16 protein-coding genes are annotated in these 13,934 nt (G+C 68.4%); 9 read left to right on the top strand and 7 right to left on the bottom strand.

The features are described from left to right. Positions 1-79 precede the first annotated feature (79 nt). From P0592_RS16675 to P0592_RS16660, 4 genes are read left to right on the top strand one after another with little or no spacing between them, the layout of a single operon-like run. On the top strand, positions 80-1,195 hold the full coding sequence (locus P0592_RS16675; RefSeq protein WP_276272040.1) for a branched-chain amino acid ABC transporter permease: 1,116 nt from the start codon (positions 80-82) through the stop codon (positions 1,193-1,195). Continuing rightward, entirely contained in the window at positions 1,192-2,484 is a 1,293-nt protein-coding gene (locus P0592_RS16670) for a branched-chain amino acid ABC transporter permease (RefSeq protein ID WP_276272039.1), read from the top strand. The genes P0592_RS16675 and P0592_RS16670 overlap by 4 nt, the downstream gene beginning before the upstream one ends. Beyond that, positions 2,477-3,319, top strand: coding sequence for an ABC transporter ATP-binding protein (locus tag P0592_RS16665; protein WP_276272038.1), 843 nt, complete (start codon positions 2,477-2,479; stop codon positions 3,317-3,319). The genes P0592_RS16670 and P0592_RS16665 overlap by 8 nt, the downstream gene beginning before the upstream one ends. Then, on the top strand, positions 3,316-4,071 hold the full coding sequence (locus P0592_RS16660) for an ABC transporter ATP-binding protein (RefSeq protein ID WP_276272037.1): 756 nt from the start codon (positions 3,316-3,318) through the stop codon (positions 4,069-4,071). The genes P0592_RS16665 and P0592_RS16660 overlap by 4 nt, the downstream gene beginning before the upstream one ends. On the opposite strand, the gene P0592_RS16655 is transcribed toward P0592_RS16660, so the two are convergent. Both P0592_RS16655 and thyX read right to left on the bottom strand, forming a co-directional pair. Then, positions 4,072-5,421, bottom strand: a complete 1,350-nt coding sequence (locus tag P0592_RS16655) for an ABC transporter substrate-binding protein (RefSeq protein ID WP_276272036.1) — start codon at positions 5,419-5,421, stop codon at positions 4,072-4,074. A 77-nt stretch (positions 5,422-5,498) separates the two neighbouring features. Continuing rightward, complete coding sequence (gene thyX, locus P0592_RS16650) at positions 5,499-6,242, bottom strand: FAD-dependent thymidylate synthase (protein ID WP_276272035.1); 744 nt, start codon at positions 6,240-6,242, stop codon at positions 5,499-5,501. 83 nt (positions 6,243-6,325) lie between these two features. On the opposite strand from thyX, the gene P0592_RS16645 reads away from it, so the two are divergent. Next, on the top strand, positions 6,326-6,496 hold the full coding sequence (locus tag P0592_RS16645) for a hypothetical protein (protein WP_276272034.1): 171 nt from the start codon (positions 6,326-6,328) through the stop codon (positions 6,494-6,496). On the opposite strand, the gene P0592_RS16640 is transcribed toward P0592_RS16645, so the two are convergent. After that, a complete protein-coding gene (locus P0592_RS16640; protein ID WP_419181108.1) occupies positions 6,493-7,182 on the bottom strand; it encodes an RAD55 family ATPase in 690 nt (229 codons plus the stop codon). The genes P0592_RS16645 and P0592_RS16640 overlap by 4 nt on opposite strands. Next, entirely contained in the window at positions 7,166-7,744 is a 579-nt protein-coding gene (locus P0592_RS16635) for a response regulator transcription factor (protein WP_276272033.1), read from the bottom strand. The genes P0592_RS16640 and P0592_RS16635 overlap by 17 nt, the downstream gene beginning before the upstream one ends. Positions 7,745-7,856: 112 nt before the next feature. Here P0592_RS16635 and P0592_RS16630 point away from each other — a divergent pair, with 112 nt between their 5' ends. From P0592_RS16630 to P0592_RS16620, 3 genes are read left to right on the top strand one after another with little or no spacing between them, the layout of a single operon-like run. Further along, positions 7,857-8,432 carry an MBL fold metallo-hydrolase gene (locus P0592_RS16630; protein ID WP_276272032.1) on the top strand — a complete coding sequence of 192 codons (576 nt, stop codon included), beginning with the start codon at positions 7,857-7,859 and terminating at the stop codon, positions 8,430-8,432. A 46-nt stretch (positions 8,433-8,478) separates the two neighbouring features. After that, complete coding sequence (locus P0592_RS16625; RefSeq protein ID WP_276272031.1) at positions 8,479-9,954, top strand: sensor histidine kinase; 1,476 nt, start codon at positions 8,479-8,481, stop codon at positions 9,952-9,954. A gap of 42 nt (positions 9,955-9,996) precedes the next feature. Next, positions 9,997-10,437, top strand: coding sequence for a DUF302 domain-containing protein (locus P0592_RS16620; protein ID WP_276272030.1), 441 nt, complete (start codon positions 9,997-9,999; stop codon positions 10,435-10,437). Here the strand turns inward: P0592_RS16620 and P0592_RS16615 are convergent. Together P0592_RS16615 and P0592_RS16610 are read right to left on the bottom strand one after the other, a co-directional pair. Next, positions 10,434-11,249 carry an ATPase gene (locus P0592_RS16615; RefSeq protein WP_276272029.1) on the bottom strand — a complete coding sequence of 272 codons (816 nt, stop codon included), beginning with the start codon at positions 11,247-11,249 and terminating at the stop codon, positions 10,434-10,436. The genes P0592_RS16620 and P0592_RS16615 overlap by 4 nt on opposite strands. Continuing rightward, positions 11,246-11,512, bottom strand: coding sequence for a DUF5827 family protein (locus P0592_RS16610; protein WP_276272028.1), 267 nt, complete (start codon positions 11,510-11,512; stop codon positions 11,246-11,248). Before P0592_RS16610 ends, P0592_RS16615 begins: the two co-directional genes overlap by 4 nt. 83 nt (positions 11,513-11,595) lie before the next feature. On the opposite strand from P0592_RS16610, the gene P0592_RS16605 reads away from it, so the two are divergent. Then, positions 11,596-13,263 (top strand): histidine kinase N-terminal 7TM domain-containing protein, encoded by a 1,668-nt coding sequence (locus tag P0592_RS16605; protein WP_276272027.1) that lies wholly within the window; start codon positions 11,596-11,598, stop codon positions 13,261-13,263. Positions 13,264-13,305: 42 nt separating this feature from the next. On the opposite strand, the gene sod is transcribed toward P0592_RS16605, so the two are convergent. Then, positions 13,306-13,917 carry a superoxide dismutase gene (gene sod / locus P0592_RS16600; RefSeq protein WP_276272026.1) on the bottom strand — a complete coding sequence of 204 codons (612 nt, stop codon included), beginning with the start codon at positions 13,915-13,917 and terminating at the stop codon, positions 13,306-13,308. Positions 13,918-13,934 lie beyond the last annotated feature (17 nt).

The raw sequence follows: 13,934 nt of genomic DNA, 5'->3' as shown, positions 1-13,934 counted from the left end.
ACGTTAACCTGACGCACGGTCGCCCCCGGTTCGTCACCGGAGCGTTATTTACCTTCGAGCGTCCAAGAGCGTCCAACGTATGGGAATCGCAGACACAGTCACTGGCGGCCGACGGATCGCCGTCGAGCGGCCGGGGACCGCCGTCGTCGCAGTCGTCGTCGCGTACCTGCTCGCCGACCTCGCCGCGAAGCTGGTCGGGACGACGGTGTTCTTCCTCGGGGTCCGCCTGTTCGGCGGGTCGCTCACCGTTGGGTCGTTGTTCACGATGCTGCTGGACGGCCTGCTGGTCGGTCTGGCCGTCGGCCTCGCCGGGATCGGGCTGTCGATGACCTACAGTATCCTCGACTTCGCGAACTTCGCCCACGGCGACACCGTCACCGTCGGCGCGTTCCTGGGCTGGGTCACGGCCTACGTCGCCGCGAACCTCGCGACGAGCGTCCCCTTCTCCTCGCTGTTCCTCCTCAACGACGGCAACCAACTGAGCGTCTCGGCGGGGTGGGCGCTGGTCCTGCTCGGGCTGGTGGTCGCGGCGGTGGGCACCGTAGCAGTCACCCTCCTCGTCGACCGACTCGTCTACCGCCCGATGCGTGACTCGGACAACATCTCCCTGCTCATCGCCTCCATCGGCGTGGCGCTGGCGCTGCGGTACCTCATCGCCTTCGTCTTCGGCGCACAGACCAGCGGCGTCGCCACCGTGGGGTTCCAGCTCCGGCTCGTCACCGGGCTCGCGGTGACCGACAACGAACTCGCGCTGTTGGTCGTCGCCGTCGTGCTGATGATCGCCGTCCACGTCCTCCTCCAGCGGACGAAACTCGGGAAGGCGATGCGCGCGATGGCCGACAACGAAGACCTCGCCCGCGTGACCGGCATCCCGACCGAACGGGTCGTCCGCCTGACCTGGATCCTGGGGGGAGCGCTCGCGGGTACGAGCGGCTACCTGCTCGTCCTCGAACGCGGGACCATCGCCTTCAACTTCGGGTGGATCCTCCTGCTGCTGATCTTCGCCGCCGTCATCGTCGGCGGGATCGGCTCCATCTACGGCGCGATGGCCGGCGGCGTCCTCATCGGGCTGGTCGACAGCCTCGCGCTCATCTGGCTGCCGTCGGGCCTCACGCGGGCGGCCGCCTTCGCCGTCCTCATCGTCGTCCTGCTCATCCGTCCGTCCGGCATCTTCGGGGGGGTGACCACCGCGTGAGTACCGCCGACCTCCGCGCGCGACTGGACGACCTGCCGGACGCGGCGCTCGTGGCGCTGTTCCTCGTCGGCATCTGGCTCCTCCTGACGCTGCTCGCGGTCTCGGTCCGGGACGGTGCCGCCGCGGCGAACCTGGCGGCCGGCTTCGTCGGCAGCGTCACCGTGCTCGTGGGTGCCTACGCGATTCTGACGCTGGCGCTGAACCTCCAGTGGGGGTACACCGGGCTGTTCAACATCGGGGTCGCGGGCTTTATGGCCGTCGGCGCGTACACGACCGCCATCCTGACCGCACCGGCCGATCCGGGTGCCGGCGGAGTGCCGGGGTTCGGACTCCCGCTCTGGCTGGGCCTGCTCGGGGGGATGCTGATGGCCGCGCTGGTCGGCGGCCTGGCCGCGCTCCCGGCGCTGCGCCTGCGGGCCGACTACCTCGCCATCGTCACCGTGGCCCTCTCCGAGATCATCCGCCTGTTCGTCAACTGGGGCGGCGTCGCCGAGGTGCGGGTGCTTGGCAAGCGGTTCGGGACCGGCGGCGCGACGGGCATCTCCTTCCCCGCTCCCGACGAGGTGGTCGCCGACCTCGTCACCGGGATCGGGGCACCGCTCGTCGACGCCGCGTCGGCCGCCGGCGTCTCGGGGCCGAACGTCGTCAACATCGTCTACGGGCTGGTCCTGCTGGTCGTGGTCGTCGGGAGCTACTGGGTGCTGTCGCGACTCGCCGACTCCCCCTTCGGCCGGGTGCTGAAGGCCATCCGGGAGGACGAGACCGTCACACAGTCGCTGGGCAAGGACACGCGCCTGTTCAAGATCAAGGCCTTTATGATCGGCTGTGCGCTGATGGGACTGGCCGGAGCCCTGTTCCGGGGGTCGGCGGGGTACATCTCGCCGGCGCAGTTCCGCCCGGCGATCACGTTCTACGTCTTCGCCGCCCTCATCATCGGCGGTGCCGGGTCCAACACCGGGAGCATCCTGGGGGCGGCGACCTTCGCGGCGCTCCTCTTCTACCTCCCGGCCAGGCTCGGGGAGTTCTTCCCGACCTTCGGGACGAGTTCGCCGGGCAACATCGTCGACGCCGTCGCCGCCCTCGGCTCGCTGGACGTGACGCCGCTGCTGGCGTTCGTCCTCGCCAACGTCAGCACGCTCCGGTTCGTCCTCATCGGCGTCGTCCTCATCTGGATCATCCAGAACCAGCCCGAGGGCATCCTGGGCCACCGGAACGATCCCGCGGCGAGCGTCCCGCTCGACAGGCCGTCGTCGCCGGAGCACGAGTCCGGAGGTGAGGCCGATGAGTGACGCCGAGCGCGTCGACCCGGCGGCCGCGCCCGACACCGAGACGCCGACGACGAGCGCGGCCATCGACGCGCCCCTGTTGGAGGTCGAGGGGCTGCGAAAGGAGTTCGGCGGCGTCACCGCCGTCGACGGCGCTGACTTCCGCGTCGCGAAGGGGTCGTTCACCGGCCTCATCGGCCCGAACGGGGCCGGCAAGTCGACGACGTTCAACTGCATCACCGGGATCCACGAGCCGACGGCGGGGACGGTCCGGTTCGACGGGGGAGACGTGACGGGGCTCCCGCCGTACACGCTGGCCGAGCGGGGCCTCGTCCGGACCTTCCAGATCGCCCGCGAGCTCTCCGAGATGACCGTCCTCGAGAACGTGATGCTCGCGCCGCCCGGCCAGGTCGGCGAGTCGGCGGTCCGGGCGGTCCTGCCGGGCCTGCGCGACCGGGTCCAGCGCGACGAGCGGGCCGTCCTCGAGGACGCCTGGGAGACCCTGGAGTTCTTCGAGATCGACCACCTCGCTCACGAGAACGCCGGCACCCTCTCGGGGGGCCAGCGGAAGCTGCTGGAGATGGCCCGCGTCCTGATGACCGATCCGGAGATGGTGCTGCTGGACGAGCCGCTGGCCGGCGTCAACCCCACGCTGGAGGAGAAGCTGCTGGACCGCATCGACGAACTCCGGCGGGAGGGCCTGACCTTCCTGCTGGTCGAGCACGATATGGACGTCATCATGGAACACTGCGAGCACATCATCGTGATGCACCAGGGCAGCGTCCTCGCGGAGGGCGACGCCGAGACGATCAGGAACGACGAACGCGTCCTCGACGCGTATCTCGGGGGTGACGTATGAGCCCGACGGCCCAGCGGTCCGAGCAGGCGGCTCTGCCCGACCCCTCCGAGAGCCTGCTCGCGGTGCGTGACCTCGACGCCGGCTACGGCGATCTCCAGGTCTTAGACGGCGTCGATATGGACGTGGCAGACGGGGAGTACGTGGTCGTCGTCGGTCCGAACGGGGCCGGCAAGTCGACCGTGATGAAGTCCGTCTTCGGACTGACGACCTATATGGGCGGAGAGATCGTCTTCGACGGGGCCGACATCAGCCAGCGCCGGCCCGACCAGATCATCCACGAGGGGATCGGCTACGTCCCACAGAGCGACAACGTCTTCGAGAGCCTCAGCGTCCGCGAGAACCTCGAGATGGGGGCGTACATCCTCGACGAGGTCCCCGAAGGCCGGATCGAGGCCGTCTACGACCGCTTTCCCGTCCTCGGGGAGCGGTCCGCACAGAAGGCCGGCACCCTCTCGGGCGGCCAGCGACAGATGCTCGCGATGGGCCGGGCGCTGATGCTCGACCCGGACCTGCTCCTGCTGGACGAGCCCTCGGCCGGGCTGGCACCCGACCTCGTCGCGGAGATGTTCGACCGCATCGACGGCATCAACGACGACGGGACGGCGGTGCTGATGGTCGAGCAGAACGCGAAAGAGGCGCTGCGGCGCTGTGATCGGGGCTACGTGCTCGTCCAGGGGAAGAACCGCTACCAGGACGCCGGCGAGACCCTGTTGAACGACCAGCAGGTCCGCCGGGACTTCCTCGGCGGGTAGCTACTGGTTCAGTGCGCTGTTGAGCTGTGAGGTGTACGAGGACTGCTGGGATTCGAAGCCCACCTGCTGGACGATGGTCCCGTCGCGGTTCTCGAAGGCCGTCGCGAAGCTCTCCTGGAGCGCCTGGCCGTAGCTGTTGTTGAGGTACAGCGTGGAGGCCGTCGACGCCCCCAGTTGCTCGGTCGCCACCTGTGCGAGCACCTCGCCCTGCAGGGCGTCGCTGGGGGGCGTCCGGAACAGGTAGTCGTCGTCCTCCAGCGTGGTGATCGCCGGCGAGGTCGAGGCCGGCGAACACGCGGTGACGCCGTTGTCGACGAGGACGTTGTTCGTCACCTGGATGGTCGCCTCCGAACCGGCCGCACCGGTGATCATCGGGTAGCCGGCGCTGACGAGGGAGTTCGCCGCGTTGACGGCCGCCTGTGCCGTCGACTGGGTGTCGCCGACCTGCGTGTCGATCGACTGGTCGATGCTGTCACGGAGCTGGATCGCCGGCAGGAGCGCGGCGTCCCGGATCGGTTGCCCGAGCGGGCCGAGGTCGCCGGTCTCGGGCTGGAGGACACCCAGTCGCACGGTCCGGTCGGCACCGCTGCCGCTGCCCGACGGCTCGGGCTGTGGGATGTCCCCGGACCCGCCGAAGTCGATCGTCTGACGCGTCTCGACGCTGTCCTCGGCGAAGCCGAACACCTGATACCGGGCCGAGGTGATGTCGCCGTTCTCGTCGAAGTTGACGTTGCTCGACGCGCCGGCGTATTCGATGTTCTCGCCGGCGGCGGCGGCCTCGGCTGCCTCCGGCAGTTCCGAGGGCGTGTACTGGGTCCCGCCGGGGTTCGCGACGGCCCGGAGGTTGTCCCGGACGCCGGACCCGTCGTTCGCACCGGCCATCAGGTTCGCGAGGATGAGCGCGGCCGAGGCGTCGTATGCCTGCGAGGTGAACACTCCGGCGCTGTCGTAGTCGAACTCGCTGGTGAACAGCTCCTGGAACGTCTCGACGCCGGGCCCGGAGGAGGTCGGTGCCGTCCCCTGGACGTTCGACATATCGTTGCCCACGTCACCCGGCAACGAACCGTCCTGCAGGCCGTCGGTGACGAGGATGTCGACCGTGTCGTCGCCGTAGTCCGAGTAGTAGTCCTTGAACAGCTGGACGCCGGACTGCGGGTATCCGACGACCATCAGCACGTCGGGGGTCGATCCGCCGCCGTCACCGCCGTCGCCACCGTCACCACCGTCGCCTCCATCACCGCCGCCGCCGTCGCTCGGTTCGGTCGAGCAGCCGGCGAGGCCGACGAGACTGACGGTACTTAATGCACCTGTCCGCTTCAGGAACGTTCGCCTGCTGGTATCACGACTCATGGTCACTCGGTGTACATCCCCGACGTAGAAATATGTTGCCGTGGTGAGACGCCGAAGCGGGCCGATTTCGGCCGGTTTCAGGGCGCGAGGCGGTTCTTCCGGTTCTTCATCTCGCGCTCGTAGTGGTCGAAGGTCAGCGGACACCAGTCGGCCGCGTGGTCCAGCATCGCTTCCGTCATGTTCCGGATCTCCCACTGGGCGTCGGCCGCCGCCCGCATGTCCGCGACGTGCATCAGCATCCGGGCGTTCATCGACATCACCATGTTGACCTCCGTCCCGATTGGGAGGACGAACCGGGCGTCCTCCGGCGGCATCCCGAGGTCGAGCAGTTCCTGGTAGGACTCGACGGCGTCGGCGACCGTGTCGCGGAAGATCTCCTCGCGACGTTCGACGGCGTCCTCGTCGACGGCGTCGGTCCGCTGATTGCGACCCACCCAGTCCGGGTCGGTGGCGGAGGGCGGGACCACGACCAGCTCCCCCTCGCGGACGTCGTCGGGGTCCACGTCGTCGAAGGAGACGTACCGCATCGACTGGACGTCGAAGGAGACGTGGCGGTGGCGCGTGATCTGTGCCATACAGGACCGCGAGACGCCCTCGACGGCGAAGGTGATCTGCGGGTGTTCGAACGGACCGAAGTGACCGTGATCCAGCAGGTGACCGATGAGCGTCTCCTTCTTCTCCGTGAGGGAGTCGCCCTCGATCGTCTCCATCGTCGTCTCGAACGACTGGTCGCCGACGAACTCCTCGCTGTAGTCGTTCCGGGCCGCCTTACAGACGACTTCCTCCGGGTCCTCGGTCGCTTCGAGTACCGTGACTTCCATACCGGGTGGGACACCCCGAGGGGCAAAGGTCTTGCTCCACGCGAGGCGTAACGCTCAGTAGGCGGGACCGGAAACCGGCAGCTATGCTGCAGGTCTCCGTCGGTGCGAGCCCCATCCTCTGGCTGCTCTTGCTGGCCGTCGTGGTCCTCGCGGTCCCGGTCGCACTGGGCGTTCTGGTCCTGCTGCGCCGGAAGACAGACCGGGAGCGCCGGATCGACGAACTGGAGCGACGCGTCGAGGAACTCGAGGACTAGATCCGCTGCCAGTCGGTCGGCTCGCCGGACAGCCCGAGGACGCGGGACTCGCGGCCGCCGCCGTCGGCCTCCCGGACCTCGATGAGGCCGTCGAAGGCCTGCTTGATGACCTGGATGGTCTGTTCGTCGTGGGCACCGGAGTCGATCGTGAACACGCCGATGTAGTCGGCGGCGTCCAGTCGCGAGGAGAGGACGTGGCAGAACTTGAACACGGTCTTCTTGTCCGTGTAGGTGAGCATCGTCGACAGCGACACCAGTGCCAGTCGTCCCCGCTCTCGGCCGGAGTTGTGCAGTCCCTCCAGGGCCTTCGTGATCCCGATCCCGATCCCGGTCAGATCGCCGGGCGAGGATACCTGGTGGACGTAGATGCCGTCGACGGCACCCGAGTCGGCCCCGCCCTCGCCGCGGCAGTCCACGATCCCGAGCTGTGACTCGGCGAGCTCGGGGACCCGGTCCCGGAAGTCCGCCACCACGTCGCCGGCGCTGTCGCCGGTGGTGACGACGACCGCGCCGTCGCCGTTCCGGGCCCCCTCCGAGAGGATGTCGTACGCGAGCTGTTCCTTGCCCGTCATCGCCGGACCGGAGATGAGGATACTCGACCCGGGCCGGACGGATTCGAGGGCGTCGAAATCGAGCGTCGTCGAGAGATCGTACATATCGTTGACCCCCTCAGTTGTCTTCGTCATCGCCCAGTTCCCGGAGTGTCGCGATGAAGTCGTCGTCGTCCTCGATACCCCCCAGCGTGTTCGACAGACCGTCGCGCATCTCGGTGATCTCCTCGGTGAGCTCCTCGTACTGGTCGCTCTCGGCGAGTTCGGCGCTCGACTTGGTCGCCTCCAGCGTCGCCTGCTTCTCGACCAGCGCGTAGTACTGCTGGAGCATCGAGTCGTACTCGGACCGCTCTAGCAGGTTCGACACCGTCTCGTGGAGCTGCTCGCTCCGGATGGGCTTCGAGAGGTAGGCGTCGAACCCCATCTCCAGGATGTCGAAGTCGGGTTCGACGGCGGTGACCATCGCCACTCGACAGCCGAGTTCCCGCTCGCGGATGCGATCGAGCACCTCGTCCCCCGACAGCCCGGGCATCATCCGGTCGAGGAGGACCACGTCGACGGACTCGTCGAGCAGTTCCAGCCCCTCGTCCCCGTTCTGGGCCATCCGGACCTCGTAGTCGCCCTGCAACCAGAGCTTGTACGTCTCGGCGACGTCCGGTTCGTCTTCGACGATCAACACGACGGGCGAGTCTGTCATACTGTTCTTGGCCCCCGTTTTCGGATCCAACTACATAGCCCTGTGGGTCCCGGCTTCCCCGGATTCGACCCGGAACGACACCCACATGTTCACCCCGTTCGAACCGGCGCGTGTGATCCGAAACCTCGCTCGGGACGTGACCTCGTTCACGAGCAACGCGTTCCTCGTCGACGGTGACCGAACCGTGCTGGTCGACGCCGGCAACGAGTTCGACGCCGCCGGGGCCGTCCGCGAACACGCCGGGGGACTCGACGCGCTCGTGTTGACCCACACTCACTACGACCACGTCGGCAACCTCGCCCAGGTGGTCGACGCGTTCGGCGTCGACGTCTGGGGGTTCGACACGGACCAGGACGGCGTCACTCACGGGATCGCGGACGGCGAGACGGTCCGGCTCGGCGACCACGACTACACGGCGCTACACACGCCCGGTCACAAGGACGACCACCTCTGCTTCTACTCGGCCGCCGCCAACGTCCTGTTCGCGGGCGATCTGGTGTTCGCGAACGGGGGGTTCGGCCGGACCGACCTCGAAGAGGGGGACCGGGACCTGCTGGTCGACAGCATCGACCGCGTCCTCGACACCGTCGACGAGGACCTCGCCGCGATGCACACCGGCCACGGACCGAGCGTGACCGACGGGGCGTACCGCGACATCGAACTGGCCTGGCAGGCCGCGCGGCTCTGACTCTCCGACGAAGCTTCTTTGGCCGCTCGCTGCGTCAGTCGACACGATGGGTGCCGAGCAGGGCGACGAGCGGGCCGAGCTTGCCGCGCTCGACAGGATCTCCGACGGAGTGATCGCGGTCGACGACGAGGACCGGTACACGTACGTCAACGACGCGGCCACGACGCTGCTCGGTCGATCACGGGAGGAACTGCTCGGTGAGTGTGTCTGGGACGTGTTCCCGGGTGCGGCGGACGGGCCGGCACCAAAGGCGTTCCAGCGGGCACGGGACACGGGCTCGCAGACGTCGTACACGCGCTACAGCGAGTCCCTCGACGAGTGGTTCCGGGTCAGGGTCTACCCCGGCGAGGGCGGACTGACGGTGTTTTTCGCCGACGTGTCCGCGGAGAAGCGACGCGAGGAGAGCCTGACCCGCCTCCACGAGGCGACCAGGGAGATGCTGTCGGTCGAGTCACCGGTGGAGGTGGCTCGTCTGGTCAGCGAGGCAGCGATCGACATCCTGGGCCTTCGGGTCAACGGGGTCCACTTCTACGACGAGGAGACCGACGCGCTCGAACCGGTAGCGCAGTCCGACGGGAGCAAGGAGATCATCGGCGACGCGCCGGCCATCGACGAGGGGATCGCCTGGAGGGCCTTCCAGAACGACGAGGTGCTGATCTACGACGACGTGAGCAGTGCCCGGGGCGTGATGAACCCCGAGACGCCGATGCGGAGCGAACTGTTCGTCCCCCTGGGCGAGTTCGGCGTCTTCATCGTCGCCTCCTCGGAGCCGGCGGCGTTCTCCGAGACGGACGTGGCGTTCGCCCGGCTGCTGGGAGCCAACGCGACGACGGCCCTGAAACAGCTCGACACCGAGATCCAGCTGGCACACCAGCGGGACAGCCTGGAACTGCTCACCCAGATGATGAGCCACGACATCAGGAACGACCTCCAGGTGGTGACCGCCGTCACGGAGCTGCTCGCCGACGCCGTCGACGACGAACACGCGGAGTACGTCCGGAAGATCCACACGAACGCGGCCAGTGCCGTCGAACTGACCAACTCCGCACGGGACCTCGCGGAGACGATGCGCCGGCCGGAGCGCGAGACAGAACCCGTCGGGCTCGCCGACGCTCTGGAACGACAGATCGAGGAACTCCAGCACACGCACGACGTGCGAGCCACGGTCGAGGGGACGCTGCCGCGGGTGACCGTCGCGGCCGACGACCTGCTCGACTCGGTCTTCCGAAACCTCCTGAAGAACGCGGTCGAACACAACAAGAACGACGATCCCTCGGTCGTCGTCAGCGCGAGCGCCGACGACGAGACGGCGACCGTTCGGGTCGCCGACGACGGGCCGGGCGTCCCGGACGACCGCAAGAGGGAGGTGTTCGGCCGGGGCGAGCGCGGCCTCGAGAGCCACGGGACCGGGATCGGGCTCTATCTCGTACAGACCCTCGTCGACCAGTACGGGGGGGACGTGTGGATCGAGGACAACGAGCCGACCGGGGCCGTGTTCGTGGTCGAACTCCGGCGGGCCTGACCGGGAACAAGGTCTTTGCACGCCCGCCCCGTCCGGTCGAGTATGACGCTCCCAATCGATCCCGAGGCCGTCGAATCGGGCGACATCGGCGAGAAGCGAGCCACGCTGGCGATGGATCACGAGGCGGCCGTCGACCACGTCCGCGAGACGTTCGCCGACGCCGGCTTCGGCTTCCCGGCGGAGTTCTCCCCGTCGGAGATGCTCAACGAGAAGGTCGACGCCGACCGGGACCCCTACTACGTACTGGGCGCGTGCAATCCGGCGATGGCGGACCGCGCGCTCGACGCCTCGGAGAACCGCATCGGTGCGCTGTTCCCGTGTAACGTCGTCGTCTGGCAGGAAGAGCCCGGACAGCAGGCCGTCTACCACGTCAGCATTATGCGGATCGCCCGGCTCGTCGGGATGGCTCCGGCCGACGAGGAGATGGCAGACATCGTGGCGACGACCGGCGAGATGGTCGACGAGGCGTTCGCGAACCTCTAGTCGAACGCGGTCGCGAGCAGGGCGTCGTAGGCGTGGTCGTAGGCCTCGGCGACGGCCTCGGGGTCGGCTCGCGTCTCGCCGTCAAGCGCCGGCAGTCGGACGGCCCCCGTCCGGTCGATGAGGTCGACGACGTTGTCGACGCGCTCCTCCAGTTGGCCGTCGCCGGGGCTCCCAGTCGCGATCTCGCAGGCCTTCGCGTAGCGACGACCGTCGTAGAACCGGGCACGACCCGGTTCCACGACCGCGACGGCGTCCGGTTCGAGCCCCGAGAGCGGCCGTGCCACGTCCCCGTAGGACTCGACGACGGCGCGGTCCGCGGCGGCGACGTCCGCGGCCAGGTCCGACAGGGCCTCGGCGTGCATCGCGCTCATCAGGTCGTTGAAGTCGGGGACGGAGGTGACACGCGGCGCTGCCTCGACCGGGAGCCGCTCCGCGACGCCGTCGGGGACGTCGACGGTGCCGTTGACGACGAACTCGCCGGCACCGTCCCGACCGACGCGGTCGACGACGAACTGCTGGTCCTCGCGGCCGAGCAGGCCCGTGCTCGGCCCCGGCGACGGGTGCCAGAGCCGGTGGATGGGGTTGATCTCCTCCGGCCGGACGTCGCCCGGCGACGCCGCCGCCAGCCGCTCGGCGTCCTTGCCGTACAGTCGCCCCTCCTCCGTGGCTCTCAGGTAGTCGTCGTGGTCGAACCAGTAGTTGTTGCCGGCGCGGGGCTTGAACCCGCGCGCGCCGGTGTGAGCGAGCAGCCCCACGGTGAAGGTCGTCTTGCCGGCGTCGACCCGGTCGCTGCCCGCGACGAGGAGGTTCATCCGTCGAGACCGTACAGCCCGACCACGTCCTCCGCGTCCGGTTCGGCGAACACCAGGTCGTCCTGGTAGTAGATCATCCACGGGATGGCCCAGTCGATGAACACCGACTCGTTGAAGTCGCTCAGTTCGGCGTCCACCGGCAGGCCCTGTAGGAGGCGGGCCAGTTCCGGGATGGTGTACAGCTTGTCCGTATCGAGCACGTCCGCCGGCTCGTGGAGTTCGAACGAGCGGACGTCGTCGAATTCGGCCTTGTCGACAGGCATGGGCGCGGGTACGACGAGGGTCTGTGTAAACCCCTCGACATAGCCGGAATCGTTTTGTCCGTCGACAGAATGGTGACGCACGGATGGTCTCGTTTTTCGCCGTGTACGCGCTCGTTCTGCTGGCGACCGCCGTCGTCGTCGGCGCGCTCGGCGTGTACGCCTGGGATCGGCGGGACCGAACCGGGGCCAAGCCGCTGCTGGTCGTCCTCATCGGGCAGACGGTGTGGTGTCTCTGTGCGTTCGCCGCTATCGCCGGCCGCGGGACGCCGTGGGCGTTGTTGTGGTCGCGTGCGTGGTACGTCGGCGTCGTCCTGACCGTCGCCGGGCTGTTCGTGTTCGCACTGGCCTACACCGGCTACGACGAGTATCTCGGTCCCAAGCTGTACGCGGCGCTGTCCGTCGAGCCACTGCTCCTCCTCGGTGTCACCGCCCTCGAACCGGTCCCGTTCCTCTACACCGTCGTCGGCCCGGCGGAGACGGCGATGCTCGGCTACCACGTCGACAGCGGCGTCGCGTTCTGGCTCCACGCCGGCTACTCGTACCTGCTGCTGGCGGCCGGGAGCGCGCTGCTGGTCAGGTACGCCCTCTCGACGGACGCACTGCGGCGGAAGCAGCTCTACGCTATCCTCGGTGCCATCGTCGCCCCGTGGTTCGGCAACGCGCTCTACCTGTTCGGCGGCGTCCCCGTGGACCTGACGCCGCTCGCGTTCTCCCTGACCGGGATCCTGCTCACGTGGGCGGTCCTACAGGCCGGCTTTCTCGATATCTCGCCGGCGGCCCGACGGGAAGTGGTCGACTCGCTCAGCAGCGCCGTCTTCGTCGTCGACACCGACGGCCGGATCGTCGAGGTCAACGACGCCTGCCGGGAGCTGTTCGACGTGACGCCGCTGGTCGGCGCACCCGTCGAGCGAGTGCTGCGGGGTATGGCGGACCTCGAAGCGGACTGCGACGACGTCGGCACCGACGAGACCGTCACCGTCGAGGCCGAGCGGGACGGTCGGTTCTTCGACGTGCAGGTCTCGCCACTGTACGACGACTTCGGCGGACTCATCGGCCGGGTGTTCCTCGCCCACGACATCACCGAGCAGAAGGAGCGCCAGCGCGAACTCGAGCGACGCAACCGACAGCTCGACCAGTTCGCCAGCGTCGTCACACACGACCTCCGGAACCCGCTCAGCGTCGCCGGCGGGAGCCTCGCGCTGGCCCGCCGGACCGGCGACGAAGAGCACTTCGACCGCGTCGAGGACGCTCACGATCGGATGGGGGCGCTCATCGACGAGGTGCTGGCGCTGGCCCGCGACCAGTCCAGTCTCGACGAGCAGTCGCTCCGGCTGTCGGACGTCGCGAACGCAGCCTGGGGCCACGTCGACACGGCCGACGCGACGCTGTCGGTACCCGAGGACCGGACGGTCGTCGGGGACCGGGACCAGCTGCTCCGCCTGTTCGAGAACCTCTTTCGCAACAGCGTCGAACACGGCGGCCGGGACGTGACGGTGATCGTCACGGCCACCGACGGGGGGTTCGCCGTCGCCGACGACGGCCCGGGTGTCCCGGAGGACGAGCGCGACGCGCTGTTCGACCACGGCTACACGACCTCCGAGCACGGGACGGGGCTCGGCCTCGCCATCGTGGAACACGTCGTCTCCAGTCACGGCTGGGACCTCGCGGTCGGCGAGAGCGAACAGGGCGGGTTCAGACTGACCGTGACCGGCGTCACCGGGGAGCCCGTCGAGCGACCGGCGGAGCCGTGACTGCTCGGGGGTGGCGCGCGAAAAAATCGCTGGCGGGGAGCGTTACTCGAAGTGACCGACTGCGGTCTGGTACTGGTCTGCGACCTCGTCCCAGTCGACGACCTCGAAGAAGGCGTCGATGAACGAGCCGCGATCCGGACCGTAGTCGTAGTAGTACGAGTGCTCCCAGACGTCGAGGGCCATGATGGGGTGAGCGCCCCAGAGCGCGCCCTGGTCGTGCTTGTCGACCGCTACGTTGCGAAGCTGCTTCGCGACGGGGTCGTAGACCAGGAGCGCCCAGCCACCGGCGGCCGACGCGGCGGCCTCGAACTCGGCCTTCCAGCCCTCGTAGGACCCGAAGTCCTCCGCGATGCGGTCGGCGAGCTCACCGTCGGGCTCGCCGCCGCCGTTCGGGGACATGTTGTCCCAGAACAGCGTGTGGAGGTAGTGCCCACAGCCGTTGTGGGTCACGTTGCCGAGCGCACCGGCCGTCGAGGAGTGGTCGCCGGACTCGCGGTTCTCGGCGAGGGTCTCCTCGGCGGATTCGAGGCCGTTCACGTAGCCCTGATGGTGGGTGTCGTGGTGCCACGTGAGGACCTGCTCGGAGATGTGTGGCTCCAGCGCGTCGTAGTCGTACGGCAGCGGTGGCAGCTCGGGTTCGGAATGCTCGGACATATGAAATCGCCTCCACA

This window comes from Haloarcula litorea (genome assembly GCF_029338195.1).
GTDB classification, from domain to species: Archaea; Halobacteriota; Halobacteria; order Halobacteriales; family Haloarculaceae; genus Haloarcula; species Haloarcula litorea.
This window is presented reverse-complemented; position numbering and strand designations above follow the sequence as displayed.